The sequence below is a fragment of the Streptomyces sp. NPDC053426 genome, assembly GCF_055585405.1.
Genome location: NZ_JBVJKE010000016.1, coordinates 172,226 through 199,171, shown reverse-complemented (window position 1 = coordinate 199,171; position 26,946 = coordinate 172,226). Strand labels below are relative to the sequence as shown.

At 72.4% G+C, this 26,946-nt stretch carries 20 protein-coding genes and 4 pseudogenes; 7 read left to right on the top strand and 17 right to left on the bottom strand.

Annotated features, from left to right (window positions below; all coding sequences use genetic code 11):
- The first annotated feature begins 34 nt into the window (after positions 1-34).
- Both ACZ62B_RS29515 and ACZ62B_RS29510 read left to right on the top strand, forming a co-directional pair.
- Positions 35-472, top strand: coding sequence for a DUF350 domain-containing protein (locus tag ACZ62B_RS29515; RefSeq protein ID WP_344566565.1), 438 nt, complete (start codon positions 35-37; stop codon positions 470-472).
- Between the two features lie 12 nt (positions 473-484).
- Positions 485-2,089, top strand: a complete 1,605-nt coding sequence (locus ACZ62B_RS29510) for a polyamine aminopropyltransferase (RefSeq protein ID WP_468722288.1) — start codon at positions 485-487, stop codon at positions 2,087-2,089.
- 429 nt (positions 2,090-2,518) lie between these two features.
- On the opposite strand, the gene ACZ62B_RS29505 is transcribed toward ACZ62B_RS29510, so the two are convergent.
- The 9 genes and pseudogenes from ACZ62B_RS29505 to ACZ62B_RS29465 form a co-directional block, all read right to left on the bottom strand.
- Entirely contained in the window at positions 2,519-3,457 is a 939-nt protein-coding gene (locus ACZ62B_RS29505) for an NAD-dependent epimerase/dehydratase family protein (RefSeq protein ID WP_344566569.1), read from the bottom strand.
- Positions 3,454-4,599 carry a cytochrome P450 gene (locus ACZ62B_RS29500; protein ID WP_469692713.1) on the bottom strand — a complete coding sequence of 382 codons (1,146 nt, stop codon included), beginning with the start codon at positions 4,597-4,599 and terminating at the stop codon, positions 3,454-3,456. The genes ACZ62B_RS29505 and ACZ62B_RS29500 overlap by 4 nt, the downstream gene beginning before the upstream one ends.
- Positions 4,596-5,360 (bottom strand): glycosyltransferase, encoded by a 765-nt coding sequence (locus ACZ62B_RS29495; RefSeq protein ID WP_344566575.1) that lies wholly within the window; start codon positions 5,358-5,360, stop codon positions 4,596-4,598. Before ACZ62B_RS29495 ends, ACZ62B_RS29500 begins: the two co-directional genes overlap by 4 nt.
- Positions 5,357-6,820, bottom strand: coding sequence for a class I adenylate-forming enzyme family protein (locus ACZ62B_RS29490; protein ID WP_468722280.1), 1,464 nt, complete (start codon positions 6,818-6,820; stop codon positions 5,357-5,359). The genes ACZ62B_RS29495 and ACZ62B_RS29490 overlap by 4 nt, the downstream gene beginning before the upstream one ends.
- Positions 6,820-7,560, bottom strand: coding sequence for a glycosyltransferase family 2 protein (locus ACZ62B_RS29485; protein ID WP_468880422.1), 741 nt, complete (start codon positions 7,558-7,560; stop codon positions 6,820-6,822). The genes ACZ62B_RS29490 and ACZ62B_RS29485 overlap by 1 nt, the downstream gene beginning before the upstream one ends.
- Positions 7,557-8,585 (bottom strand): 3-oxoacyl-ACP synthase III family protein, encoded by a 1,029-nt coding sequence (locus ACZ62B_RS29480; protein ID WP_344566581.1) that lies wholly within the window; start codon positions 8,583-8,585, stop codon positions 7,557-7,559. Before ACZ62B_RS29480 ends, ACZ62B_RS29485 begins: the two co-directional genes overlap by 4 nt.
- 702 nt (positions 8,586-9,287) lie before the next feature.
- A complete protein-coding gene (locus ACZ62B_RS29475) occupies positions 9,288-9,821 on the bottom strand; it encodes a 2'-5' RNA ligase family protein (RefSeq protein WP_344566585.1) in 534 nt (177 codons plus the stop codon).
- Positions 9,822-10,306: 485 nt separating this feature from the next.
- Positions 10,307-10,562: pseudogene (locus ACZ62B_RS29470) on the bottom strand (ISL3 family transposase); the annotation flags it as partial.
- Positions 10,563-10,580: 18 nt separating this feature from the next.
- A complete protein-coding gene (locus tag ACZ62B_RS29465; protein WP_344566587.1) occupies positions 10,581-11,453 on the bottom strand; it encodes an aldo/keto reductase family oxidoreductase in 873 nt (290 codons plus the stop codon).
- Between the two features lie 132 nt (positions 11,454-11,585).
- On the opposite strand from ACZ62B_RS29465, the gene ACZ62B_RS29460 reads away from it, so the two are divergent.
- Positions 11,586-12,032 carry a winged helix-turn-helix transcriptional regulator gene (locus tag ACZ62B_RS29460; protein ID WP_344566589.1) on the top strand — a complete coding sequence of 149 codons (447 nt, stop codon included), beginning with the start codon at positions 11,586-11,588 and terminating at the stop codon, positions 12,030-12,032.
- Positions 12,033-12,334: 302 nt separating this feature from the next.
- Here ACZ62B_RS29460 and ACZ62B_RS29455 read toward each other — a convergent pair whose 3' ends face one another.
- Positions 12,335-13,330, bottom strand: coding sequence for an L-histidine N(alpha)-methyltransferase (locus ACZ62B_RS29455; protein WP_468887150.1), 996 nt, complete (start codon positions 13,328-13,330; stop codon positions 12,335-12,337).
- 272 nt (positions 13,331-13,602) lie between these two features.
- Positions 13,603-13,731, bottom strand: a pseudogene (locus ACZ62B_RS29450) (IS5/IS1182 family transposase); the annotation flags it as partial.
- Between the two features lie 709 nt (positions 13,732-14,440).
- On the opposite strand from ACZ62B_RS29450, the gene ACZ62B_RS29445 reads away from it, so the two are divergent.
- Together ACZ62B_RS29445 and ACZ62B_RS29440 are read left to right on the top strand one after the other, a co-directional pair.
- Positions 14,441-15,820 (top strand): FAD-dependent oxidoreductase, encoded by a 1,380-nt coding sequence (locus ACZ62B_RS29445; protein ID WP_469692744.1) that lies wholly within the window; start codon positions 14,441-14,443, stop codon positions 15,818-15,820.
- Positions 15,821-15,905: 85 nt separating this feature from the next.
- Positions 15,906-16,233 (top strand): annotated as a pseudogene (locus ACZ62B_RS29440) (hypothetical protein); the annotation flags it as partial.
- A 285-nt stretch (positions 16,234-16,518) separates the two neighbouring features.
- Here the strand turns inward: ACZ62B_RS29440 and ACZ62B_RS29435 are convergent.
- Positions 16,519-17,223 (bottom strand): S1 family peptidase, encoded by a 705-nt coding sequence (locus ACZ62B_RS29435; protein ID WP_344566594.1) that lies wholly within the window; start codon positions 17,221-17,223, stop codon positions 16,519-16,521.
- Between the two features lie 706 nt (positions 17,224-17,929).
- On the opposite strand from ACZ62B_RS29435, the pseudogene ACZ62B_RS29430 reads away from it, so the two are divergent.
- Positions 17,930-18,103 (top strand): annotated as a pseudogene (locus ACZ62B_RS29430) (helix-turn-helix domain-containing protein); the annotation flags it as partial.
- Positions 18,104-18,290: 187 nt separating this feature from the next.
- Here the strand turns inward: ACZ62B_RS29430 and ACZ62B_RS29425 are convergent.
- The 4 genes from ACZ62B_RS29425 to ACZ62B_RS29410 all read right to left on the bottom strand — a co-directional run bounded on the left by ACZ62B_RS29425 (position 18,291) and on the right by ACZ62B_RS29410 (position 23,362).
- Positions 18,291-19,634, bottom strand: a complete 1,344-nt coding sequence (locus tag ACZ62B_RS29425) for an MFS transporter (protein ID WP_344566596.1) — start codon at positions 19,632-19,634, stop codon at positions 18,291-18,293.
- 778 nt (positions 19,635-20,412) lie between these two features.
- Positions 20,413-20,841 carry a VOC family protein gene (locus ACZ62B_RS29420; RefSeq protein ID WP_344566598.1) on the bottom strand — a complete coding sequence of 143 codons (429 nt, stop codon included), beginning with the start codon at positions 20,839-20,841 and terminating at the stop codon, positions 20,413-20,415.
- A 93-nt stretch (positions 20,842-20,934) separates the two neighbouring features.
- A complete protein-coding gene (locus tag ACZ62B_RS29415; protein WP_469692709.1) occupies positions 20,935-22,425 on the bottom strand; it encodes a carboxylesterase/lipase family protein in 1,491 nt (496 codons plus the stop codon).
- Positions 22,426-22,447: 22 nt separating this feature from the next.
- Complete coding sequence (locus ACZ62B_RS29410; protein ID WP_344566602.1) at positions 22,448-23,362, bottom strand: MBL fold metallo-hydrolase; 915 nt, start codon at positions 23,360-23,362, stop codon at positions 22,448-22,450.
- A gap of 176 nt (positions 23,363-23,538) precedes the next feature.
- Here ACZ62B_RS29410 and ACZ62B_RS29405 point away from each other — a divergent pair, with 176 nt between their 5' ends.
- Entirely contained in the window at positions 23,539-26,328 is a 2,790-nt protein-coding gene (locus ACZ62B_RS29405) for a helix-turn-helix transcriptional regulator (RefSeq protein ID WP_469692707.1), read from the top strand.
- A 187-nt stretch (positions 26,329-26,515) separates the two neighbouring features.
- Here ACZ62B_RS29405 and ACZ62B_RS29400 read toward each other — a convergent pair whose 3' ends face one another.
- Positions 26,516-26,794 carry a hypothetical protein gene (locus ACZ62B_RS29400; protein ID WP_469692705.1) on the bottom strand — a complete coding sequence of 93 codons (279 nt, stop codon included), beginning with the start codon at positions 26,792-26,794 and terminating at the stop codon, positions 26,516-26,518.
- Positions 26,795-26,946 lie beyond the last annotated feature (152 nt).

Genomic DNA, 26,946 nt, shown 5'->3' with positions numbered 1-26,946 from the left:
TCACGCCCCGACCCCGTCCCAAGAAAGGCACGCAGTGACCGAGATCTTCGAGTCGACCGGCCAGGCCCTGCTCTACGGAGTCGTGGGCCTCGTCGTGATGGCCGTCGGCTTCATCGCGCTCGACCTCGTCACGCCGGGCAAGCTGTACCACGTGGTATGGACCGACCGGAACCGCGGCGCGGCCGTCCTGCTGGGCAGTCAGTCCGTCGCCGTGGGCCTGGTCATCATGAAGGCCATCGAGGCGAGCGAGTCCGAACAGGGCCTCGGCCACGGCCTGGTCAGCACGCTGTTGTACGGCCTGGCCGGGGTGCTGGTGATGACCGTCGTCGGCATCGTGATCGGCGTGTTCACGCCGGGCCAGATGGGCGCGGTCGTCCTCGACGACCAGGACGGCCGTCCGCACCCCGCCGCCTGGGTCCAGGCCGGCATGTACCTGGGCACCGGGTTCATGGTCGGCGCGGCGATCTCGTAACGGCGCCCCCCGATGAGCGCCACCACCGTGCAAGGCCACGACACCACCGCGGCACCCTCCCGCCCCCCGGCCGTCCGGCCCACCCGGGGGGCTCGTTTCCTGCTGCTGTTCGCCGTCTTCCTCTGCGCGGCCTGCGGCCTCGTGTACGAGCTGGCCCTGACCGCGCTGGGCAGCTACCTCATCGGCAACTCGGTGCTCCAGACCTCCGTGGTGATCTCCGTGATGGTGTTCGCCATGGGGCTCGGCTCGCTCGCCGCCAAACCCCTGCGCCGCCGCGCGGTGGGCGCGTTCGCGCTCGTGGAGGGCGCGCTGGCGCTGGTCGGCGGGCTGTCGGTGCTGGTGCTGTACTCGGCGTTCGCCTGGCTCCAGCTGTACACCCCGGCGATGATCGTGGTCGCGGTGGCCGTCGGCCTGCTGATCGGCGCCGAGATCCCGCTGCTCATGACCATGCTCCAGCGGATCCGGCGGCAGGAGGCGGGCAGCGCGGTCGCCGACATGTTCGCCGTCGACTACATCGGAGCGCTGGTCGGCGGCCTGTGCTTCCCGCTGTGGCTCCTGCCGACGTTCGGCCAGCTCAAGGGCGCGCTGGTCGTCGGCGCGGTCAACGCGGTGGCCGGTGTCATCGTGGTGGTGTTCATCTTCCGCCGGCAGATCCGGCGCTGGGTGCGCAATGCCCTGCTGGCCGGGGTCACGGCGGTACTGGCCGTGCTCGGTACGGCGTACGCGCTCGCGGACGACCTGGAGGTGACCGCGCGCCAGCAGATGTACCGGGACCCGATCGTCCACGCGGAGACGACGCCGTACCAGGAGATCGTCGTCACCCGCTCCACGGCCTTCACCGGCGAACCGGACATCAGGCTCTTCCTCAACGGCGATCTCCAGTTCAGCTCCGTCGACGAGTACCGCTACCACGAGTCCCTCGTCCACCCCGCGCTCGCGGGCCCCCGCGCCAACGTGCTGATCATGGGCGGCGGTGACGGGCTCGCCCTGCGCGAGGTACTGCGCTACGACGACGTGCAGCACGTCACTCTCGTGGAACTGGACCCGGCGATGACCCGGCTCGCGCGCGACTACGAGCCCCTGCGCGACCTCAACGACAAGGCGCTCGACGACCCGAGGGTCAAGGTCGTCAACGCCGACGCCTTCAACTGGCTGCGCGGCGCCCGCCAGTCGTACGACGCGGTCGTCATCGACTTCCCCGACCCGGACACGGCGGCGCTGGCCAAGCTGTACTCGGTGGAGTTCTACCACCTGCTCGGGCAGGTCCTGACGCCGCGGAGCAGCGTGATGGTGCAGAGCGGATCGCCGTTCTTCGCACCGAAGACGTACTGGTCGATCGCGAAGACGATCGAGACGGCGGGCTACTCGACCACCCCGTTCCAGATCGACGTACCGAGCTTCGGCAACTGGGGCTTCGTCCTGGCCACCCCGGGCGACGGTACGTCCCCAGCGCTGCGGCTGGCATCGGACGCCCCGCGACTGCGCTACCTGGACGAGGCGGTCCTGAAGGCCGCCTCGGTGTTCCCCGTGGACCGCCGCCGCCAGGACGTACAGCCGAGCACGCTGATGGACCCGGCCGTGCTGGAGTACGTGCTGGACGAGTGGGAGAACTACTGACCACCCGCGCTCGGGATCATCCGCGTTGCGGGCGAGGACGGGTTCGCGACAACAGCCCCCACGCCCCCGGTCGTCGGCGGCCGGCAGGCGGGCCCAGGGGTCGGCCAGGCGGGCCGACAGGACCGGGAGCGCCGCGTTGCAGTGCCGGACGACGTCCCGCAAGGCCCTGTCCACGAGCGGTCGGCTTGGTGCCGGTTCGGCCGGTGAGACCGGCCGCCTCTCCGCGGGGCCGGCCTGCGACAAGCCGGACGGGCGTGCCTGTCAAGCGGCGGCGACCTCGTCCTTGGACCCGCGCCCGCCGGTCTGCGGCCCTGGCCCCCTGCTCCGGCGTACCGTCGACGAAGCGGCCGCCCCGATACGAGGCGGCCGCTGTGGTGTGGAGAATCCCTTCGGCATGCGAGTTCGCCGGCTTCGCCTCCTGCGCCCCGGTCAACCACCCTGTCGTCCTGCGGCTGTTCTCCTGCTCAGGAGGGCGACTTCGTAGTCCTTGAGGAAGCGGCCGGCCACCCACCCCTGCGACTCGGCCCTGGACACGTCCAGGACCACGGAATGCGCCAGCTGGTCCACGGCGTAGCGGGTGAGCGGCGGCTCGGTGTGGGGGCGTGGCCGGGCCATCGCCTGGACGGCGCCCGCGGCAGCACGGGCCACCGACAGCGGGATGTGGCCGATGCGGGCCCGTACGCCATGGGCCCGCAGGACTGTACGGATCGCCTCGTCCCGGTCGTACGGTGCCGGGTCGGCGATGTTGTACGCGCCGGGCGGCCAGCCGGCGGCCATGAGGCAGGCGTCGGTGAGGTTCTCGACAGCGGTCAGGCTGAGACGGACGCTGGGTCCGGGCAGCATCAGCAGGCCGCGGCGGACGCGGGACAGCAGCCGGGGCACCAGGTGCGGGTCCCCGGCGCCGTAGACCGCCCGCGGCCGCAGCACCACGGCGCCCGCCGCGAGCGCCAGCGCCTCGCCGGCGGCCTTGGTCCTGCCGTACGCGTTCAGGTGCCCGCGCACCGGATGGTCCTCGGCGACACGGGAACGCCCGGGGCCGGGTGCGTAGACGCTGGCGCTGCTCACCCACACCACCGGCCGTCCGGCGGCTGCCCGAAGCAGCCGCGTCGTGCCGTCGACGTTGACGGCACGCATGGCGGCCTCGGCCGGGGAGCCGGGCACCGGGTCGCCGACGGCCGCCGCGCAGTGCACGACGAGGTCGGCGCCGGACAGGTCAGGGACGTCCCGTGCGGCGTCCCAGGGGACGTGCCGGCCGACCGGGCCGGGACGCCGGCCGACACACAGGACGTCGGCGCCACGGGCGGCCGCCGCGGTGGCGACGTGGGAGCCGCAGAAGCCGCTCGCGCCGGTGACAGCGATCGTGGTCATGGGTTCTCCGGGGATCGGCGGCCGCCGGCGCGGACGGTGAGGGAGCGCCAGCCGGGCAGGGCCGCGGCCCGGTCGACGCGGGCGCGCAGGACGGTGGGGCGGTGCGGGGCGAGCGCGGCGAGGGTGTCATCGAGCTGGGCGCGCGCCAGGCGTGCGCCGGGACAGAAATGGCTGCCCGCGCCGAAGACGAGCTGGGCCACGGTGGGCGGGGCCGGGTGGTGGGCGTCCGGCGGCTGGTCGTGGGCCCGGGCGGCGTGCCGGGCCACCAGGATCAGGCGGTCCTCGGCCCGGACCGGGCAGCCGTCCAGCTCCGCGTCGGCCGCCGCCACGCGGGGCAGCAGCGGGGAGGGGGCGGTCACGCGGAGCAGTTCGTCCACCAGGGCCGGGCGCAGCCGGTCGTCGGCCGCCTGGTCCCAGAGCCCTGCGTCGGCGCACCAGGCGGCGGCGCGCGGGAGGGCGGCGACGGTGGTGTTGACGGCGGCGACCGCAAGCATGGTCCGCAGGCCCGGCTCGGTCGTTCCTCCGGCCGCGGGGGCGAGCAACGCCTCCAGCCGCGCGGTCGCCGCGGCGGCCGCCCGTGCGGTGCCCGGCGGCCGAGGACCGGGAAGGTGGTCGCGTACGGCGGCGGCCGCCGCCGTGGCCGCCGCCGCGGTGATGGCCTCCGGGTCGCCGGTCGCGCCCAGCAGCGTACGGACGGTGGCCCCGGCCAGTTCACGGGCCAGCGGTACGAGGTCGACGTCGCGGCCCGCGCCGAGCGGGGAGAGCCGGCGGTCCAGGACGTCCAGCCACACCGGGCGCAGCCGCTCCACCTCTGCCGCGCCGAGACCGGCGGCGACGGCGCGCCGGGTGGCGCGGTGTCCGGCGCCCTCCTGGTCGAACAGCGTGCCGCCCGAGGAGAGTTCCCGGGCGGCGCCGCCGGTGGTGCCGGCGGCGGTGCGGTCCAGCGGGATGCGGGTGAGGGCCTGCCGGTAGGGCTCGGTGCCGTGCACCAGCACCGTACTGCCGAGACGGGTGACCGCGCGGCGGCGGGCGGCGGCGAGGAGGGCGAACAGCACGGGGTGGGAGCGGGTGTACACACGTCGGTCGCGGCGCCGGGCGGCACGGAGGGCGGATGAGGCGGGGGCGGTGGGAAGGGTGGTCATCTGACGTGCACCTGCTTCGGGTCGGCGGGGCGGTAGCGGCGGTCCCAGCACCACAGCAGGGTCCGGCGTGCGCCCCAGGCCCGCAGGCGGCGCAGGCTGGTGTGCACCACCATCCGCTCGGCCCGTGCGATCCGGTCGCTGTGCTCGCGCGCCCTGTTGAGGAGGACGACGTCCTCGGGCGGTCCCTCCAGCGGGATGCGGGGCGTCCCACCGCAGCGCAGGTAGAGCGCGGCCGTGATGGCGAGGTTGTGGCCGTGGCACAGCACGTAGGGAGTGCGGTAGCGCGGGTGCCGGTGCCGGGCGCGGTAGCGCCCGTACAGCGCGGTGGCCCCGACGACCGCCGGGAGCACGTACCGCTCGGCGAGTGAGGGCCGTTCGTCCCGACGCGGAAGGCTGCGGCCGCAGGCCATCTCCGTCCCGCTCGCGAACTCCTGGCGAGCGGCGGCGATCCAGTCGGCGGCGGGCAGGCAGTCGGCGTCCGTCCGTACGAGCAGTTCGGCGCCGTGCGCGACGGCATACCGGAATCCGGTGTCGACGGCGGCACCGGTGCCCCGCTCCTCCTCGCGGACAAGACGCACGGGGAAGGGCGCGCCGGCGGCGAAGCGGCGTACGACGGCGGCGGTCGCGTCGGTGGAGGCGTTGTCGACGACGACGAGGGTGAAGCGGGTGTCGGTCTGGGAGGCGAGCGCGGCGAGGGTGGCCCCGATCCCGGTTTCCTCGTTGTACGCGGGTACCACGGCCCACAGCGTCGGCGCGCTCATCCCCGGCTCCGTCCGGCGAGGCGCGCGGTCGCGGCGCGGTCGGGCTTGAGGGAACGGCCGGACAACGGGATGTCGGCGAGCAGCACCGCGTCCGGCCGGGCGGAACCCATGCGCTCCAGCGGCCCGCCCAGGGCCGCCCGCAGCGCGGCACGGTCGGCCCCGGGCGTCGGCTGGACGACGGCGACCAGGCGTTCGTCGCCGTCGCCGGCCGGTACGCCCACGAGCAGGGCCAGTTCGACGCCCGGTATGTGCAGGGCCGGCTCGTACAGTCCCGGGTAGATGTTCTCCGCGTGCCGCAGGATCATGTCCTTGCGGCGGCCCTCCAGCACGATCCGGCCGCCGTCGAGGCGTGCCCGGTCGCCGGTGGCGACCCACGGGTCCGGGTCCTCGCCCAGGTAGCGGTCCCGGGTGGCGGGGCCGGACAGCAGCAGCTCCCCGGAGGCGTCGGTCCTGGCCGCCACTCCGGGAAGGAGCGCGCCGACCAGGTCCCCCTCGCCGGTGAAGGCGGCCTTGTCGGCCTGCTCGACCGCGGCGGCGGGGAACAGCTCGGTCAGTGCGTACACGCCCCACGCCTCGTCGGCGCCCGCGCGCTTGACGCGGGTGAGCAGCTCGGTGCTCGCGGGAGCCGACCCGGTCCACACCCGTCCGCTGAAGCGGGCGCCCTCCGTCAGCAGCCGCCTCAGCTGCGGTGGCGTCAGATAGGTGGCCTGCGGGGTGAGACGGCGCAGTTGGCGGCGCAGCACGGGCGCGGAGCGGGCGGGCAGCGCGACCGGCGCTCCGCTCGCCAGGGACGGTACGAGCACGAAGAAGGTGCCGCCGAGGACGGGCCGCCCGGCCTCGGGCCGTACCAGTTCGGCCACCGTGGCCATGCCGGCGGCGAGGGAGGAGCGGGTGTGCACCACGGCTCGGGGCCGCGAGGTGGTGCCCGAGGTGAACACGACGACCGCGTCGCCGTCCCCGTCCACCGGCGGCGGCAGCGGTACGGTCCGGACGTCGCCGTCCAGGGCGGGGGCGCAGCCGGGCAGCCGTGGTCCGACCGTGGCCACGGGGCCCAGCTCCCCGAGGTCCGGCAGGGCCAGGCGGGCCCGGCGGGCGAGCGGCCGGGCCCATCCGGCGACCGCCTGGGCGGTGGCGTCGGCGAGGACGACGTCGGGGCGGGCCAGGGCGAGCCGGGCGCGCAGCACGTCCGGTCCGGCGCCGGGGTCGAGCACCGCGGCCCGGGCGCCGAGCCGGTGCACGGCGAGCATCACGGCCAGGGCCCGGGGCCCTGGCCGTACGGCGACGCCGACGGTGCCGCCGCGTGCGACGCCCCGCGCGTGGAGGGCGGCGGTGTAGTGGTCGGCGAGGTCGGCCAACTCGCCGTAGGTGGCCTTGGTGCGTACGGCCCCGGTGCGGGTGGTGCCGAGGACGGCGGGCCGGTCGGGGTGGCGGCGCAGGGTGTGCGCGAGGGTGTCGAGCATCAGCGCGGGTCCTCCCCGTGACGGCCCGGGCCCTTGTCGAGGTACCAGCGGGCGGTGCCGACGAGGCCGTAGGCGCGCAGCCGGCGTGTGGAGTTCTCCACGACCATGTCGCGGGCGTGGACGATAGCGGTGGTGTGGCGGCGCACCCGGTTCAGGAAGAGCCGGTCGGTGGGGGAAGGGCGGCGCGGCATCCCGCCGACGGCTTCGTAGAGCGTGGCGGTGACGGCCATGTTGTTGCCGGCGTGCATCCGGTAGGGGGCGAGGTAGCCGTGCCGGCGGTGATGGGCGGGGCGTATCCGGCCGAAGAAGGCGGCGACGCGGACGAGCGCGCGGAAGGCCGCCCGCCCGAGCGGTCCGTGCTCGTCGTGGCGCGCGTCGATGCGCCCGCACACCAGGCCCGCGCCGCGCCCGAGGGCGGCGCGGGCGCCGGCCGTCCAGCCGGGGTGGGGCAGGCAGTCGGCGTCGGTGCGGGCCAGCAGCGTCGCGCCGTGCTCTATCGCGTACCGGAACCCGGTGTCCACCGCGCAGCCCACGCCCTTCTCCGGCTCGTCGAGGACGTGGACCGGGAAGGGCGCGCGGCGGGCGAAGTCGCGCGCGATGGCCGCGGTGGCGTCGGTGGAGGCGTTGTCCACGACGACGAGGGTGAAGTCGCGGTCGCGCTGGCTCGCGAGCGCGTCCAGCGTGGTGCCGATCCGCGCGTCCTCCTGGTGCGCGGGCACCACCACCCACAGGGTGCTCATGCCTTCTCCCAGACCATCGTCATGATGCTCACGCCGCCGCCCAGGCCCACGAAGAGGACCCGGTCGCCGGGGCGGAGCCGCTCGTGAACACGGTCGAGCTGCACGCCCAGGGTGGCGCTGGCCGTGTTCCCGAGCTCGGGGACCGTGACGACGAGCCGGTCCCGGGGGACGCCGGTGAGCTCCACGAACCGCTCCAGGTACGGCACGGTGACCTGGTGCACCAGGACGTGCCGGAAGTCGTCCCACGCCAGTCCGGTGCGCTGCCGCATCCGGTCGAGCACCGACGTGCCGACCTTCTCGAACACCTCGCGCAACTCGCTGCCGTCACCGTGGAAGTAGGTGTGCTCGTCCCCTCGGGGGTGGCGTGAACCGCCGCCGAAGATGCCGCCGACCGGCCAGTGCTCGGAGTGGGTCTCGGTGTCCACGTCGAGGATGCCGCCCCGGTCCACCGCCTCCACGACGACCGCGGCCCCGGCGTCGCCGAAGGTGTAGCCGGCGAACCCGTCCCGCAGCTGGTCGGGGCCGGAGGGGTCGTGGCGCACGGCGCGGCTGGGCGTCTCCCCGGTGACGACCAGGGCCCGGCGGGCACGGCCGGCGAGGATCATCGCCCGTGCCGTGTCGATGCCGTTGACGAAGCTGTTGCACGCGTTCGTCACGTCCAGCGCGTGCGCCCGGGAGCCGAGTTCCGCCTGGACGATGTGCGCGGTCGCCGGTTCCGCCACGTCCCGCGTGGCGGAGGCGAACACCAGCAGATCCACGTCGTACGGGGTGAGCCCGGCGCGGTCCAGCGCGGTACGGGCCGCCCGCGTCGCGAGCGTCGAGGCGTACTCGTCCTCCGCGGCCACCCGGCGCGAGACGATGCCGGTGGCCCGTTCGAGCATCCGCGCCGGCAGGGACAGTCCGGAGGCCGCGGCGATCCGCTCCTGCAACTGCCGCGACGTCACTTCGCGCTCCGGCAGGCTGGAGGCCACCGCGGTGATGCCCGTCCGGCGCGCCGGGCCGTGAGCAGCGTGGTCTATGTGCATGGGCTGGACGCTACGAGCGAATCAGGACAGCCCGCCTGAGCGCTGATACTCAGCCGGACTGAGTGATCGGACCGGTCCACACCTCATGCCGTGACGACCACGGTGTGGGGCGTGGGGATCTTCCTGACGAGCGGTGGTCGGTGTCGGGGTCGTTGCTGCCTGCGGCTGGTGTGAGCCGCGGGTCGCCGCCCCGGCGGATGCCGAACCCGGCGGCGAGACGGGCGTACACGCCATCGCATCGCGGACGGGCGAAGGCGAGAAGAGCCTGCCGACCGGCGCTCGGACGCCGCCACCGGGTCCCGATCTCCCCTCGCCGGGCAGCGAGCCGCCCGGTCAGGCACCGCAGGACGCGACCGGACAGGCCGGTCGACGACGGGTGGACAAGCACGTGAAGCCCCCTGGCGGCTGCGGGCGGTCTCGATCGAGAACCCGTCCGCCAGGAGCTTCGTCGTTCCCCTGAGCCGACCGACACGCAGCCAACGCTGTCGGGTCGGAAAAGCTCACTCACCCTGTCACGGCCTGAGCGTGTTCAGGGGAACTGCCGGGAGCGCGGACATGCGGCGGTCTCGTACGGGTCCAGACGCAGGGCGCGGATGTCGTCGATGTCGACCGGGTGGGCGGCGGCAGGCGTTGCGGACGGTGCCGCCGGCCACTGGGCCGCCACTTCGGCGGGAGCGCTGACCGGTCGGTGTCCGGGACCTTTCAGGGGCAGGGCTCCAGCACCTCCAGGGTGCCGGTCTCGGTGTCGTAGCTGCGCAGGGTGACAAACCGGGCCGACAGCGGCGGTGCCGGCAGCAGTTCGGGGACTCGACGGCCGGTGAAGGCACCTGTCCGCCGGGTACGGCCGAGGGTGATGTGCGGGATCCAGCGCCCGGGTTCGTGGAACGGGCTGAGGCTCCCGGGCGGGCTGTCCGAGGCCACCGCCTCCCACACCCGGCGGTGCAGGCCGGCCAGCGCGGAGTCGAGATCCAGCGACCAGGCCAGCACCGAGGTGGGCCGCTCGAAGCGGACCACGCCGGTGAATCGCACCGGCAGCGGCAGGGCGGCGGCCGCCTCGGCAAGCTCCCAGCGGATCGGGGCAGTCAGCTCCGGGCAGGCGGCCAGGGTCAGGTGCGGGCTGTTGGTCGGTGAGCGGTGGCGCGCCTGACTGGGCAGCCCCGCGTCCGCGAGCCGCCGCCAGGCCTCGCGGACCGCTAGCTCCGCCGTCTCGTCCAACAGAAGCTCGACCGTGCGCACCGCCGTAGCCTACCGGTGGTCTGTGGGTGAGCATGCCCGCGGGAGCAGGCCGCACTGTTCAGGAAGTGCGGGGGCCGTCCTGGCGGCGGAGCGCCGGGCGGTGACCGACGTCTCCGCCTGTCCAACTCCCTGGTCACGGCCGCCGAACGCCCGTGAAGGAGCACCCACCACGGCAAGCGGGCTGTTCGTGCTGCCGATCAACAGCGCGAGACGGTTGCAGGCGGTGTCCTTCGCGCACGGCACCGGCAGTCACAAGGACGACTCCCGTCCACGCAGCGTGGTGATTTCGTGTCCGCGCCGGTGCTCGCGCAGGCGTCGGCGGGTGCTGCCGGCGCCGGTCGGCGGCGCACACGACTTCAGCGGCGCGGAGTTGCCCGCCTTGCCCAAGGGCAGGCTGGACCCCAAGTCCAGTGGGGTGTACTCGGCCTGCACCCTGGTGGCCTTCCAACGCCTCCACCACGTCCACGACGGTCCTGGCGAGGTCCTCCGACGGCCAGGAGAGCGTCGTCGGCGGTGTTCCAGGCGGCCCCGAGCCCTTCGGCGACACAGGCGACAGTGAGGTGCCGGCAGACGATGGCTTCAAGCGTCCACCGCGGCCCGCGGCCCGCGGCGCGAGAGCTTCGCCCGCGGTTCAGCCGCCTCGGTGGTGTCTTGCCTCCGCACATGCCCACAGCCGGTGCAGCGGTAGCGTCGGATCGTGACGTGAAGGGTCGTGGGCCGCCGGCCGAGTGGCTCATGGGCCGTTCAGCTCTGGGGCGTTCAGCGGCCGATGTCCTCCAGCTCGGTCAAGTCCTCATGAGAGAGGTGGAGTCCCGCGCCGGCGATGTTCTCGCGCAGGTGTGCCGTCGATGACGTGCCGGGGATGAGCAGGATGTTCGGTGATCGCTGCAGCAGCCAGGCCAGTGCGACGGACATCGGTGTCGCCTTCAGTCGAGCGGCGACCGCCGAGAGCGCCGAGGACTGGAGCGGGGTGAAGCCCCCGAGGGGGAAGAAGGGCACGTACGCGACGCCGTCGGTGGCGAGCCGGTCGATGAGCTTGTCGTCGTGGCGGTGGACGAGGTTGTACATGTTCTGCACGCACACGATCGGCGCGATGGCCTGCGCCTCGGTGACCTGCTCCTCCGTGGCGTTGCTGACCCCGAGATGGCGGATCAGGCCCTGCTGCCGGAGTTCGACGAGCGTCTCGAACGCCTCGGCGAGCGAGCCGGGTTGGGGGCCTTCGGCGTTGCCGAGTCGGAGGTTGACCAGGTCGAGTACGTCGAGTCGGAGGGACTTGAGGTTGTCGTGGACCTGACGGCGCAGATCTTCGGGTCGCCGGGCCGGAGGCCAGCCACCCTGTTCGTCGCGGGTCGCGCCCACCTTGGTCACGATGTGCAGCGACTCGGGATAGGGGTGCAGTGCCTCGCGGATCAATTCGTTGGTGACCCGCGGCCCGTAGGCATCGCTGGTGTCGATGTGGGTGACACCGAGGTCGACCGCTTCACGCAGAACGGCCAGGGCGCCCTCGTGATCGGCGGGCGGTCCCATCACCCACGGGCCGGCCAGTTGCATGGCACCGTAGCCGAACCGGGTGACGGTCAGGTCACCCAGAGTCCAGGTGCCGCCGGGAAGAGGGAGGGAGGGTGTGCTCATCGTGTCGCCTTTCGTCGTGTACTCGGGGAGTGGCGCCTGCGGCCTCCCTGCATCAGCATTGGAGAGAAACTTCCTGTCGGGAAGTAGGCACTTTGGAGTGCGTAACCCACCCATTGGTGAGAGGTGCGATCAGTGACGACGACGAAGGCGGCCCAGAAGAGGGCTCAGGCCAAAGTGGAGTACAACGCGTTCCTGGCAGGGTGCCCCAGTCGGCAGTTGCTCGACCGGATCTCGGACAAGTGGGTCGTCCTGATCCTGTGCGCGCTGGGCGGCGACAACAACCCCGAACCTCCCGGTGCGGCACACGCGGACGCTCCGAAGGCGATGCGTTACTCCGAGCTCTCTCGTCTTCTGGCCGGGGTCAGCCAGAAGATGCTGACCCAGACGCTACGGTCGCTGGAGCACGATGGTCTGCTCACCCGCACCGTGACGCCGACCGTCCCCGTGACCGTCTCCTACGAGCTGACCGACCTCGGCCTCTCGCTCCACCACATGACGCGCGGGCTCAGGAACTGGGCACAGACACACATGGCCGAGGTCCTCGCAAACCGCGAGAACCACGAATCTCGTACCTCCTGACGACTCACCTCCGACCGTCCGACACCTCTGCGTTCTCGGCGCTGCGCCCCCAACCGCGAAGAGCCGGTTTCACCTGCGCCGATCCCCCATAAAGCGATCATTCGCAATTCCTCATCGGCAGCCGAGTCGCCGTGGGGCACCGGGCGGCCCGTCACTGAGCCGTTTCCAATCCGACGGTGGCGCCCGGCCGTGGGCGGCGGAGGCCGTACGGGACGACGAAGCTCCTGGTGGACGGGTTCTCAACCGAGATCATCCGTGCCGCCGGGAGCTTCCGTGCTCGCCGCCCTCGTTTCGAGAGCTCCTCAGGTCAGCAGCACGGCCGCGTACTGACATTCCCTCTCCACCCAGTGCCGACGGTATCGGAACCCGAAGGATTCCAGCTCACTCACCAGTTCGCTCAGCTCGAACTTGTGCAGGACGTCGTGAACGAGCGTCTCGTCCTTGGCGAAGTCGAGGGTCAGGCCGAGGCCCGGGAGGGCCACCCGCTGCCGCCTGGTGCTACGGATCTCACCCCGTATCTGCCGGAGGGGGACGTCGTAGACCACTTCCGGTTCGAAGCAGCCGAGGTCGAAATCGGCCCCATACGCTCTGTTGAGGTGAGTCAGGGTGTTGAGGGCGAACAGTCGGCGTACCGGCCGCTCCCCCTTGTATCCGGCCTGGTACGCCCGGCGCACGGTGTCCACCGGCTGGAAGAGGTCGGCGCAGAGCAGAACGTGGTCGCACGGCTCGCAGCAGGCCCGCAGAGCGCGCAGGAAGGCGAACCGCTCGGGCGGTGTCAGGCACCCGAAGGTGCTGCCGAGCATCGCCATGAGACGCCCCGTCCCGCGGCCTCGGATCCATGGCAGAGCGGTAGCGAAGTCGCCGTGCACGGCCGTGACACGGGCCGTCGGCCACCGGGCCCTGATACGCAGGGCGGCCGCCCGTAGCGGCTGGAGACTCACATCGATTCCCGTGTAGCCGTGAAGAGTCCCGTTCGCGTCCATGGCCGCCAGCAGGATCTCCGACTTCTCCGCACTGCCTGCTCCGAGGTCGACGAGTTCGGTGGCGTTCGACAGACGCGCCATGTCGCTCCCATGGGCCCGCAACAGCTTGCGCTCCGAGCGGGGAGGGTAGTACGCGGGCAAGCGGCTGATCTCCTCGAACAATTGCGATCCTGCCGCGTCGTATCCGTAGCGGTGCGGGATCCGACGGGGCCGCTCGGCGAGACCCGCCCGCAGTTCCTCCGTCCCGTCTCCCGCCTGGCGATCCGGTCCGAGAAGGACTTCCACGACACCGGCTCCGTGACTGTCTGCGCTCATCCACCGCTCCTGAGGCTCGGGCCCGCCCCTGGCTTCCTTCCTCGCCGGCGCACTACGTGGTGCCTCCGCGACGGGCTCGGAGGACGCGGGGCGGCCATCTGGCGAAGTTCGGGTCGTCGGGTGCGCATCAGCACCGGTGTCGTCTTTTCAGCAACTCACGGCGCGCCTGGCACGTCCTGTCGGCTTCGGCCATCAGTGGGACACCCGGCCGCTGAAGGGTGTTGCGGAAGGCCGTGAACAGGCAGGCCGGAGCGGTGTTCGGGCGTGCGTGGTCATGCGGTGAGGGCAAGGTCGTGCATGCGGGTGACAGCGTGGTGGAGACCGTCGCCACGTTGCCGGCCGTCGCGGAGGATCTTGTAGTTCTTCAGCCGGGAGAGGGTGTGCTCGACACGGGCGTGGACCCACGGCATCAGCGGGGCCCGGGGCGGCTCCAGCGCGAGCTACCGCACGGTGAGGTTCGTGCGGTAGTGCACGGCCACCAGCAGCACCCCCTCGGCCAACGGCAACCGCCACGGGCCACCCCGGGCTTCGGTGCCCGTCTCCGGCTGCCGACCGAGGCCCGGCACGGGTGGGTACGGACCTGCAGCCCGGGACACCTGGGCCTGATCAAACGATTCGTGCAGGCACCGCTGCGCGAAGGGATTCCTTGGCACGACCACAAGCTCGAACAAGGCATCCGAACGGGTGGTGGGAGGAGTGGAACTCGCCCCGGAAGAGTGACAGTTCCGCCAGCGGCCCTCGATGGGCATCGTGATGCAGCAGGCTCATTCTCGCGGCCTTCGTACTAAACGTGTGTCCCTTGGCCGGAGCACATGTTCGGACGTAGGCCACTTCCGTGCACGGCGGTTACCGAACCGGATGGCCAGGTACGACGCACCGTTCGACGGCGCACGTCAAAGGTCAGGGCAGTGCGGGTTCAAGGTCCATGGCCTCGCCGAACCTCTCGGCTCGTGCTGCGGCTCCGGACGGGTGGGCAGATGGGCTGAAACTCGGTCAACCCGGCCTGGGCGGTGGGATACTTGTGTCGATTCGGTGTCGGGGCGACCAGGGAGTGGGCCGGTGAACTCTGCCGTAAGTGCGGGCCGTCGGGGTGGGCGGCATGTGGTGGTCGTGGGCGGGAGCCTCGCGGGGCTGCTCGCGGCGCATGTGCTGGCCGGGCACGCCGACCGGGTGACCGTCGTCGAGCGGGACCGGTTCCCGGACGGTGCCGAGCCGCGGTCCGGGGTGCCGCAGGGGCGCCATCCCCATGTGCTGCTGCAGGGTGGGCAGGTGGCCATGGAAGCGCTGCTGCCGGGCTTCCTCGCAGAGTTGCGGGAGGCGGGCGCGCCGTGGGTGGGCATGCCGTCGGACCTGGTGCTCTGGCAGGCCGGGCGCTGGTTCCGCCGACTGTCCGCCTCCACGCACATCTACACCGGTTCCCGCGCGCAACTGGAGGAGCTGGTACGGCGGCGGGTTCTCGCCAACCCGCTGATCGGCACCGTGGAGGGCGCCGATGTCGTGGGGCTCCTCGGTGACGCCTCGCGGGTGCGGGGCGTGCTGCTGCGGGAGCGGGGCGGGGACACGCGCGCAGAACCCCGGGCGTTGGAGGCCGACCTGGTCGTCGATGCCTCCGGTGCCGGTACGAAGGCCCCGCAGTGGCTCGCCGCGATCGGCGCCGCGGTCCCGCACGAGGAGACCCTCGACACCGGACTCGCCTACGCCTCCCGCGTCTACCGCGGTCCGAAGGGGGTTCTCGACGGTGCGACCGTCGGGTACTACGTCTACCCCGGCCCCTCCCAGCCGCACGGCGGCGGCGCGCTGCCCCTGGAGGACGGCACCCACCTGGTGATCGTCTCCGGGCTGCGCGGCGACGAACCGCCCACGGACGAGGGCGAGTTCGTGACGTACGCCAAGCGGCTGGGCCATCCGCTCCTGGACCGCTGGATGGACGAGGCCGAACCGCTCTCCCCGCCATTCGGCTACCGGCGCACCGCCAACGTCCGCCGCCGCTACGACCTGCCCGGCCCGCCGGCGGGATTCCTCGCCACCGGCGACGCGCTGTGCACCTTCAACCCGATCTACGGCCAGGGCATGGCCGTCGCCGCGATGAGCGCGGTCGCCCTGCGTGACGCGCTCGCCGATCCGCGCCGTACGCCTACGACCCGGCGCGTGCAGCGGGCGTTGCTCGCGGCGTCCCGGCAGGCGTGGGACATCTCCGCCGGGGCGGACCGCAAGATGCCGGGTGCCCTCGGCAACGCCCTCGACGGCGGCCCCGCGGACCGGGTCGCGGACTGGTACCTGCGCCGGGTCCAGGAGAGGGCGCCCGGCGACCCGGTCGTGGGCGGCGCCTTCCGTGCCGTACTCACGCTCGCCCGACCCGTCTCCGCGCTGTTCGCTCCGCCGGTGGCCCGCGCCGTCCTCTTCAGTCGGCCGGCGCCGACGCCGACGGAGCCTCCCGCGACACCGGAGGGACCCGGGGTCCGAGCGGGCGGGGTCCGGACAGGCGAATGACACTGGTCTAGACCTCTTCCGGGTTCTCCGGGACGATCGGAGCACGGAGAAAGCGTGTCCGCCGACCGCTGAGGCCGCCGTCCAGGTGATTCGTGAGATCGCGGTGCGGTTCGGGGTGAGCATGTCCGTCACGGACCACGTCGGCGCGGACCAGACCTCGCGGCGCGCGTCGGCCGGGCTGTTCACCGTGTCCGACCCCGACGGCTCGCTGCCGCACGAGGCGTTCGTGGAGCTGGCGGGATCGCACGCCGTGAGCGTCCGGCTGTTCCCCGAGGACGATGCCGGGATCACCGTCGAGGGGGCGGCTGTTCCCGCCCGGCCAGTGGCTCGTCGTGCCGCTGCCCGGGGACGAGACGTACAAGGAGCTGATCCTGGACTCCGACCTCACACCCTGGCCGGCCCGCAGCGCGCGGCGCTGGGTTCCCGGACGTACCTGGCGACCAGGTGGTCCAGGTGGGCGGGGCCGAATCGGCCTGTCGGCGGGCGTCGGCCGCTTCGCGGCGGGGATTGCCGATCGCCTCCAGGGTGTCTGGGGCGCGGGCGGCCGAAGCGCCGGAAGATCGCCCCGGCCGGGCCGTGCTCCTTCAGCTGCTTCCTGCCGGTAACCACCGGTGGGGAACTCGCCGTCGTACAAGTGGAAACCGTCGTGGGCGGTGCCCTGCCAGTGCCGGCGGGTCAGCCCGGCCGGCTCCGCCGCCTCAGTAGACGCTCAGGCCGTACGCCGACAGCCACTCGACCACCGGCTGGTAGTAGGTGAAGCCTCCCGAGCCGCAGTTCCCGCTGCCGCCGACGATGATGCCGAGAGCCGTGCCACCCGAGAAGGCCGGACCGCCGGTGTCCCCCGGCTCGGAGCAGAGGTTGGACCGGAACAGTCCGTGGACGGCTCCTCCCCCGTAGTTGATGGTGACGTTCACGGCCTGGACGGTCCCGCAGCGGTATCCGGTGGTCCGCCCCACGTGGCAGATGGACTGACCGACGACGGGATTCGCCGCGTCGGTGATGTCCCGGGTACCGGCACCGGGGCCCAGCGAGACCTCGCCCGGGTAGGCGACCGCCGTATTGGTGTACCGGACGCTCGCGTAGTCGTTGCCCGGGAAACTCACTCCCGCGGTGACGCCGACGACGATGGTCAGGGCGGCGTCGGCGTACCAGGTCCGGGCTCCCTGGGCGCACCGGCCCGGGACGAGCGCGTACAGCGTGGAGCCTGAGCGGGCGTTGAAGCCCACGGTGCAGCGGATGCCGGTGCTGTAGAGGGTGTCGCCCCCGCGCACCGCGACGGCCGCCTGCTGTCCCGCTCGCTGGCCGGCCTGCGCGGCCGATCCGACGGCGGCGGACCAGCCCAAGAGCAACGCCAGTACGACGACGGCCCGGAGGATGGTTCGGAGGGGTCTTTCGGAACGCACGGTACCCACGATGACCTCCTACGGCATGTACCTGCCATTGTGGGTCTCCCCGGCCCGGATGGTCAGGCCGAAAGCCGCCAACCACACGGCGCGGGCGGGGCCGCCGGCCGTCTCCGCATGCCGGACCGTCCCATCGCCGGCCAGATGATCCGGAACCGGCCTGGGTTCGCCGTTCGGCTCAAGCAGCAGATCCGCTTTGTGGGTCAGTGGCAGCATGTCCGCGCTGGCGTAGCAGTCCGTCCGGCCGACGCCGTGGCCCGACGGTGGCACACCCGGTCGGCGTGAGCGGTGGCCGACAGGTGGTGGGCGGGCTCACCGCCGAGATCCGTCTCGTGCGGTCCCGCGGTAGCTCACGTTCGAGGAGCTCGTGGAACCAACGTAACAAGACACCGGCATCCAGCCGTTCGCCCCGCGTTCGGATCGGGGCCGCTGTGGGGCGGCCCGTGCAGTCATCGCCTCCAGGAGCCCTGGGAGGGGACGTTCGGGCATGCGGCGACGAGCGGGACGAGAGGCCGGGCCGGCTGGTGCGTCGCCGTCCCCGGGCCGGCGGCAGCGCGGGATTCGTGGTGAGGGCCGAGCACGAAGGGCCCCAAGGTCTTCGTCGTGGCGCGCAGTGGGGTGGCCGTGGAGGCGGTTTCGAACCACTGGTACCGGTCCTCCGTCTGCGCGTCGGCGTACCGGAGGAAGTGAGCCTTTTCCGGCCTGACGGCGGCGGCGAGGTGTCGGAGGTTGCCGGCTGCACGGAACAACAATCGGCCGTCAGGCCCTGCTCGCCCCCGCCCGCCTGCGGTGCGGAGGCACCTACGCGCGGCTTGCCGTCGGGTTCGGCGTCGGCGTCGCGACCGTGTACCGGTACGTCCGTGAGGTGATCGGCGTCCTGGACGGCCCGGCGGATGAGCGACCTGGCGGCGCGGGATCAGCGCGGGGAACTGCTCCCGCACAGGAGCGGTGATGGAGGAAGACAGGACGAGCACGTGACCTTCTGCTCGGCCGGTGGTGATCGTGGACCTGTTGTTCCCGGGGCTGTGCCCGTCCGGCGGTCCGGACGGGCACAGCCCCGCCCAGGGTCACCCGAGTGTTTCCTCCGTCACCGCGGCGGGCGTGGAGATCCGCCGGGCGACGCACCCGGCCGCGGCGAGCCCGGCGACGGCCAGAAAGCCACTGACGAGGAACGGGTCGGTGCCGTCCAGGGTGGGAGCGAACCCGATGCCGACGTAGAGCGTGATCCCGGTGGAACCGCCCAGCTGGTCGGCGGCTCGCTGGACGCCGGAGGCGATGCCGGCGTCCTCCTCGGTCACGCCGGTCACCGCGACGTACTGCAGCCCGACGATCCCGAAACCCATCCCGGCCGCGATGAGCGTCATGGCCGGAATCATCGCCCAACCGGTGGCCCCGAGGGAGGAGACCAGGGCGATGGCGGCCATCGCCAGCACGGTGAAGCCGATCCCGGCCAGGACACAGGCCCGGGCACCCCACCGTCCGAGCAGCCGGGGAACCAGCACCGAGGCCGCGATCAGGGACACCGCCAGGGGCAGCATCGTCAGACCGGCCCGGAGCGGGCCGGCGCCCCACCGGTCCTGCAGGTAGTAGGCGAACAGCAGGAACGAGGTGGACAGCGCCGCGCTCAGCAGAGCGGTGGCGAGGTTGGCCAGGACACGCGGCCGGTTGCGGAAGAACCGCAGCGGTACGAGCGGGTTCCGTGAACGGCGTTCGACCCCGATGAACAGGGCTCCGGCTGCCACCGCGCCGACCAGCGCCACCGGTGGCAGCCATGGCGACGGGCTGTCCGCCTCTCCTGCCTCGATGACGCCGAGGGTGAACAGCAGCGGAGCCGCGACCAGCAGGAGTGAACCCGGAAGGTCCAGCGGTGCGGGTCCGGCGGGCCGTTCGCTCGGCACGAGAACGGCCACAGCGGCGAGCACGGCCAGGATGAACGGCACGGACACCAGGAAGATCCACCGCCAGCCGAGCAGCTCGGTGATGATTCCGGAGACCACGAACCCGAGGACGAGGCCACAGCTCGCGACGGCCGCCCACACGCTCAGCGCCCGCGACCTGCGCGGTCCCTCGGGGAACATGAGCACGATCACCGCCATCGCCGCCGGAAGCGCGATCGCCTCTCCGGCGCCCTGCAGCAGCCGGGCTGTCACCAGCACGGCGAAGGACGGCGCGAGCCCGGCCAGCAAGGACGCGGCACCGAAGAGCGTTGTGCCGAGCAGGAGGATGCGGCGCCTGCCGAGCACGTCACCAAGTCGGCCGCCGAGCATCAGCAGCCCGCCGCCGGTGATCGTGTACCCGACCACGACCCACGTCAGTGCGTGACCGTCGACCCCGAAGTCGGCGCCGATCGAGGGCAGGGCGACGTTGACCACGGTCACGTCAACCGCGATGAAGAACTGCAGCATGGCCATGCAGCACAGCACCGACCACGCACGCACCGGGGACGATCCGTCCCCGCGCGAAGAGAGAATGCCTGAGAACACCGAATGCTCCGTTGCCCAGAAGAAGTTCCGAGCAGCACGAACGTGCCGCTCCGGTCCAACCACGGAGCGACGGAACGTCCAACAGAAGTGAGATGAACGCCCCGCCGCTAGCGGAGCGTCCTCGTCACCGCGGCACAAGCCGCGCACGAAGCACCAGACATGCCGCCGATGCTACCGCAGCCGACGGCGAGTGATCCCTTGACGTCACTCCGCCGCAGGCCTACCAGCCGGCTCCTGCACCCCCCGTGTCCAAGGAGGGCCCGCGTGAAGATCTTCCGCGGCATCGACCGGGCGGAGGACCACCACGCCCTCGTCCAGGCGATCGCCGTCCTGGTCCGGGCCCGGCAAGACTCGGTCCGGAACCGCCGGCTGCCTCGCCGCACACCGGGCAGTCGCGCTCGCCGCCCGAGTCGATCGCGACCGGACGACCACGGAAGTCGCACGGCCGCATGACCTCACCAGCCGCCCCCTGGCCAAAGACGTAGGGACTCCCTCTTCGTCGACGAGCGGGGCCTCGTTCGCGTCCCGGGCCGACAGCACCGCCGTGGTACCGGAGGCGTCGCACGAGGCGGTACGACGCCGGCGGCGGTCACCCGGCATCGCCCGTCTGCACAGCCTCGCCCTCACGGAGTGGCTCCCGCTCGGTACAGGGCCGGAGAGGTCAGAGGAAGGCGGTTCCCACCTCTCCGGCTCGAGAACGCTCAGCTCAGTCGAGACAGAACTCGTTGCCCTCGATGTCCTGCATGGGGATGCACGCGTCGTTGCCGTCGTACAGCGTTCGCACGTGTACCGCGCCGAGCGGGACCAGTCGTGCGCATTCGGCCTCGAGTGCGGCGAGGCGCTCTTCGCCCACGAGTCCGGTGGCGACCCGCACATCGAGATGCACCCGGTTCTTGGCAGCCTTCCCCTCAGGGACGCGCTGGAAGTACAGGCGCGGGCCCGCACCTGTGGGGTCGACGCAGGCGAACCATGAATCCCGCTGCTCAGGGGGCTGCGACTGCTTGAAGTCGTCCCAAGTGGCGAACCCCTCCGGTGGCGGCGGTACGACGTACCCCAGCACCTCGCACCAGAAACGGGCGAGGCGCTCGGGTTCCGCGCAGTCGAAGGTGACTTGGAACTTCCTGATCGCCGGCATCGGCGCACCGTACCAGGAAGGACTCCGCCGCTCCGCCCATTTTCAGGTGGGCCGGCCTGCTCCAAGGTGTCCTCGGGGGTGGTGGCCGGAGGGTCAGCGCCAGGCCTGTCGTTCCTGGCCGCGTGGGTCGTCGGTCTGGGTCCATTCGGCGTCGATGCGCATGGTGGCCCGGCGCTCGTCGTCGTACGGGTCCCAGCCGGGGTCGCCGGTCCTGGCGAACCGGACCCATGCCCCGTGCGTACGGGCGGCGAGGTCCGCGGGGGGCTTGTCGGGGCCGAGCAGGGCGGCGGGGCCGTGCAGCCGCGGAAGGTGGGCGACATCGAAGACGAACGGCAGCTCGACCGCGTGGGTGGCGCCGAGCTCTCCGTCCAAGGCGTGGGAGCGCCAGGCGAACTCGTAGGCGTAGGTGGCGGATCCGCGGTGGGCGGCATGCGCGTCGGCCAAGGCCCGGCTGCCCGCGCCGAACAGCGCGTCGCCCATGATGGCGGAGCGCAGCTCGCCGGAGGACGCCTCGGGGCGTGCCTTTCGGTACGTCTCGACGAGTCGCGCCGGTTCCGGGTGCGAACGCGCCGCCACGTCGTCGACGTCACCGGTGGTCGAGGCGGCGTACTTGCCCACCGGGACCAGGTAGAGGTGTCCTTCCTCGGTGTTGGTCCCGATGAGCAGGTCGACGTCGGCGCTCAGGCCCGCGGCCACGGATTCGGCGGGCTGGGTGTCGAGGACCAGGCTGAAGGGGCTGAGTCCGATCAGCGGATCGTGGTGCGTCTCGGTCCGCAGGTCGATGCCCGCGAGCCCGGACGCTGCCTCGACCAGGCGCTCGTCGGAGATCTCCGCGAAGGCGTCGGCATGAGGCTCGATGCCCAGGGCCTCGGCCGCTGCCCGGGTGACGCGGGCGGCCTGCTCGGTGGTGAACGCCCCCAGGCCGCTGCCGCTCTGGACGATCGCCCGGCGGAAGAGGCCCGCGGCTTCCGGGGCGGCGAGGACGCCGCCGACGACGGTCGCCCCGGCCGACTGGCCGAAGAGGGTGACGTTGTGCGGGTCACCGCCGAAGGCGGCGATGTTCTCCCGCACCCAGCGCAGCGCGGCGACGACGTCGAGCAGGCCGCGGTTGGCGGGCGCGCCGGGGAGGTCGAGGAACCCGGCGATGCCGAGCCGGTAGTTGAGGGTGACGAGGACGACGCCGTCGCGGGCGAAGGCGGAGCCGTCGTACAGCGCGGACCGCGTCGATCCGGCGACGAATCCGCCGCCGTGGACGAACACCATGACGGGCAGGCCGCCGTCCGCGGCGGCGGGCGTCCAGACGTTGGCGGTGAGGTAGTCCTCGCCGCGGCTCCAACCGGTGCCGAAATAGGGGGACATGTCGATACTGCCGAGCCTGCGCTCGGACTGCGGCGCGTTGGGTCCCGGCACGGTGGCGTCCCGTACGCCGTCCCACGGCTCGTGCGGCCGGGGCGGCGCGAACCGGCCGGCGCCGCGGGGCGGGGCGGCGTAGGGGATGTCGAGGAAAACGGCTGTGTCGCCCTGGCGCAGGCCGCGGACGGTTCCCTGCGCCGTGGTCACGATGACGTCGGGGTGGTGGCTCATGTCTCGTGTCTTTCCGCAGGACTCAGGCCTGCTCGGTGTACGGGGCGAAGGGGGCCCAGCCCTTGATGGCGAACTTGTCTCCCTCGCGTGTCACTTCGGCGGCGCCGTGGCCGCCCAGATGCGCGGGGATCACCAGGGCGTTGTTGTCGGCCGCCCAGCCCAGCACCTTGCGGCGGGTGGCGCGGGCGCCCGCGGGGTCCTCGCAGAAGCAGCTGTTGGAGTCCGGCTCGAGGATCTGCACGGGGCTGTGCAGCATGTCGCCGACGAACACCGCGCGGTCCGTCCCGGAGGTGAGGGTCAGCACGGAGGAACCGGGGGTGTGTCCGGGAGCCGGGTCGAGGCGGAGGCCGGCGTCGATCCGGTGGCTGTTCTCCCACAGCAGTGTCTGGCCGGCCCGGTGCACCGGGGCCACGCTGTCCTCGAAGACGTTCTGGTTGCCGCGGCCGAGCAGTGGCTTGTGGTCGTTCTCGGGATTCCAGAAGTCGAAGTCGTCCTTCGGCATCAGATAGGTGGCGTTGGGAAAGGTGGGTACCCACTGCCGGCCCTTCAAGTACGTGTTCCAGCCGACGTGATCGATGTGGAGATGTGTGTTGATCACGATGTCCACGTCCTCGGGTTCGACGCCGGCGCGCGCGAGACCGGCCAGGAAGCCTGTTTCGAGGCGGTTCCAGACGGGCGCGTACGGGCGGTCCTTGTGGTTGCCCACGCCGGTGTCGACGAGGATGGTCCTGCCTTCGCTGCGCAGCAGCCAGGTCTGGATCGCGGAATTGACGACATTGTTCTCGGAATCGAGGAAATGCGGGGCCAGCCAGGAGGCTCCGTCGTTCCACACTTCCTTCGGACTTCCGGGGAAGAAGGTGTCGGGCGTCATTTCGACGGAACCGAAGTACTCCCATACCCGCGTGATGGTGACGTTGCCGAGCGTGATGTGGTCCATGGGGCGTCCTTGGAATGTGAAGGCTTTCCCGGAACCGTACGAGCGGCCTCGGCGCGGGCGGTATCCGTAACGTGACTGCACCCGTGCGCACGGCCCGGCACCGGCCCGGCCGCTTGTAGCCTGGACGGGCCAGGTCAGGGCGATTTCGATCGAGAGCCGCGATTCCGGGAGACTCCGTGGACGAGCACACAGGCGACCGCGGTGCGGTCATGGGACCGGGGCCGGATCCGGGGGAGCTGATCGTCGGCCGGGACGCGGTACGGGCACGCCTCTTCCGTGCGGCGGACTCGGTGCCGGCCGACAGGGTGCTGATGCTGGTCGGTGATGCGGGCGCGGGGAAGAGCACGCTGCTGGAGCACGCGGTGCGCCGGGCCGAAGCCGGCGGTGCCCGTGTACTGCGTGCCGAGGGAAGCGAGTCGGAGTCGAGTCTGGCGTTCTCCGGACTGCACCAGCTGCTGCGGCCGGTACTGGCCGAGGTGGACGGGCTCCCGGGCAGGCAGCGCGACGCGCTGTGGGACGCCTTCGGCACGGGGCCGGCCACGTCGGGACCCGATCCCATGCTGGTCGGGGTCGCCGTCCTGAGCCTGTTGTCGGGCCTGGGCGACCACCGTCCCGTGCTCGTGGTGCTGGATGACGCGCAGTGGTTCGATCGTGCTTCCCTGGACGCGCTGTCCTTCGCCGCCAGACGGCTGGAAGGGGAGCCGGTCAGGATGCTGATCGGGGCTCGTGACGGTGACCGCCTTCCGGGGTTCGACCGTCATGTGCCGACGCTCGCCCTGGGACCGCTCGACAACGCCGCGGCCCATCGGCTGCTGGACCTGCAGCCGAAGAGCCCCACCGGGCACACCAGGTCGCGGATCCTCGACCAGGCGGGCGGCAACCCGCTGGCGCTGGTGGAACTGACGAGGGCAGCCTCGGCACAACAGACGGCCGCGGGGCTGCCGTCCGCAGGTCCGCTTCCGCTCACCGCTCACCTGGAGCGGATCTTCGCCGCTCGTCTGAGCGGTCTCCCCGCCTCCACCACGCGGGCTCTGCTGCTCCTGGCCGCCATGGACAGCGCCGACTCCGCGATCGTCGGCTCGGCGGGGCTGCCGCGCGCCGAGGACCCGGCCTGGCTGCCGGCCGGGCAGGCCGGGCTGGTCCGGCGGACCGGCCGGCATGTCCGCTTCCGCCACCCACTGGTCCGGTCCGCCGTGTATCACGCCGCGTCCCCGGACGCCCAGCGCGCGGCTCACCTCGCGCTCGCCGAGATGCTGCGGGACGAACCGGACCGGCGTGCCTGGCACCTTGCCGCCGCCTGCCCGCACCCGGACGCGGCCGTGTCGGCGGAGCTGGAGCGGACCGCCGGCCGGGCCCGCCGCCGCGGCGGCCACGCGGCGGCGGCCCAGGCCCTGCAGCGCGCCGCGGAACTCGCACCGCGGCGCGAGGACAGTGCCCGGCTGCTGGTCGAAGCCGCCGCGGCGGCCGTGTTCACCGGAGATCTCGCCCGGGTCGAGGAACTGGTCGCCGCGGCGCGCATGCGCACGGACGACGCGGCCCTGCTGGCCTCCGCCGCCGTGCAGGCCGGACGGCTGGCGGTGCTGACCGTGCGCCACACCGTGGTCTTCTCCCGACTGGCCGACGCGGCCGCGAAGTCGGCGGTCTCCCAGCCCGCGGCCGCGCTGGATCTCCTGGCCGACGCCGCCGTGGTCCGCTTCTACTGTGGAGAGGACACCCAGCGCCACCGCATCCAGGACATCCTGCGGCGCCTTCCCGAGAACACCTCGCACCCGGGCTTGCGCACCTGGGTGAGGGCCGTGTCGGACCCCTTCGACGACCGGGCCCGACTCGTCTCCTCGCTGCCGCGGTTGGCTGCCGGGGCGGAGGACCGGCCGGAGCGGCTCACCGCCGTCGGGATCATGGCGTGGCTCCTGGACGAGACCGCGCAGGCCGTCCGCGCCTTCGACGAGGCCTTCGACCGCTGGGAACTGCAGGGAGCGCTGCCCGAGGGGCTGGGCGGTGCGGTCGCCTGGGCCTATGTGGAGCGAGGACGGTGGGAACAGGCCCGTCAGGCCTGCGCCCGCACCATCGCGGTCGGCCGGGCGGCCGGCCTCGACCACGCCGTGGCCTGTGCGGCCACCGTGGACGCCACCCTGTCGGCCTTCCAGGGCGATGCGTCCTCGGCCCGCACCCGGGCCGAGGAGGCGCTCGCTCTGATCGATCCGCTGGAAAGCCGCTCGGTCGCCGTCTACGCCCATCGTGCGCTCGGTGCCGCGGCAGCCGCGGAAGGCGCCTACGAGAGCGCGTACGGCCAACTCCGCCTGGTCTTCACGGCAGACGGCGCGCCCGTGCACTACCACGCCTCCTATCCGGCCCTCGCGGATCTGACGGCCGCCGCCGTGCGCTGCGGCCGCCACGAGGAGGCTGCCCTGATCGTCGAGCGCTCGGCATCCGCGCTGGCGGACAACGCTTCGCCTCGTCTGCGTGCGCTGATCAGCCGGGCCCGTGGCCTTCTGGCGGGCCCCGAGGAGGCCGAAGCGCACTTCCGGGCGGCCCTGGCGGATCCGGTACTGGAGTACTGGCCCTTCGAACGCGCGCAGACCTTGCTCGACCTCGCCGAGTGGCTGCGGCGCCGTCGGCGCATCGCAGAGGCGCGTGGGCCGCTCACGGAGGCCCTGGAGATCTTCCGTCGTCTGAGTGCGCGCCCGTGGATCGAGCGCGCCCGGGCCGAATCGCGCGCCGCCGGCCTCGACGTCACGGATGCGGGCCCCGACGCGCTCGCCGAACTCTCCCCGCAACAGCAGCAGATCGTCCGGCTCGCCGCCCGCGGGCTGACCAACCGGGAGATCGGCGAGAAGCTCTTCCTCTCCCCGCGCACGGTCGGCTCGCACCTCTACCGCAGCTTCCCCAAGCTGGGCATCACCGCCCGTTCCCAGCTGCGCGACCTCATCGAGGGGCCCCTCGCGACGGCGGCCCACCGGGAATAGGGACACGTCCGGCCACGGAAGCAGTCACGTGAGGCATACCGCGCGCCGTCCCGCCTGGTCACGTTCACGAGAACGGACAGCAGACGCTCACCACTTCGGGAGGCACCACCGTCTGGCGCTGTTCGATTGCGGAGGCGTGATCACCCGACAGGTCGGAGGTTGAGCGTCGGCGTCTTCTGTCGGCTGATCAGAAGAGGTGTGCGCGTGTTCCGCGTGAGGTTCTCAGGATCTCGCGCAGCCACGGGCTGCGGACGGCCGGCAGCCGGACCGGAGTGTGGTGGAAAACTCCCGGGTCGGGTCTGAAGAGGCTGCGGGGGTGCGGTGCGGGCGGATCGTCGCGCAGGACGCCGTCAGGCATGACGCCCGACGCGGGGGCGGGCAGGTGCGGCTCGTGGACCGGCAGGACCACCTGGGACAGCGAGGTGGTCAGCTCGGCACCACACCCCGCACACACGAAGACGAACACATACCCTCCGTTCGGGAAGCAGCATCGTCGCAGCTCGGCGGCGGCCGAGTAAGGGTGTTTCCCATCCGCCGCGGGGCACGAGCACCGCCACGACGTCGACAACGGGCTCCAGTGCGAACGGGGGCTGACCCCGCCCTGCGGCTGCGCCCTCT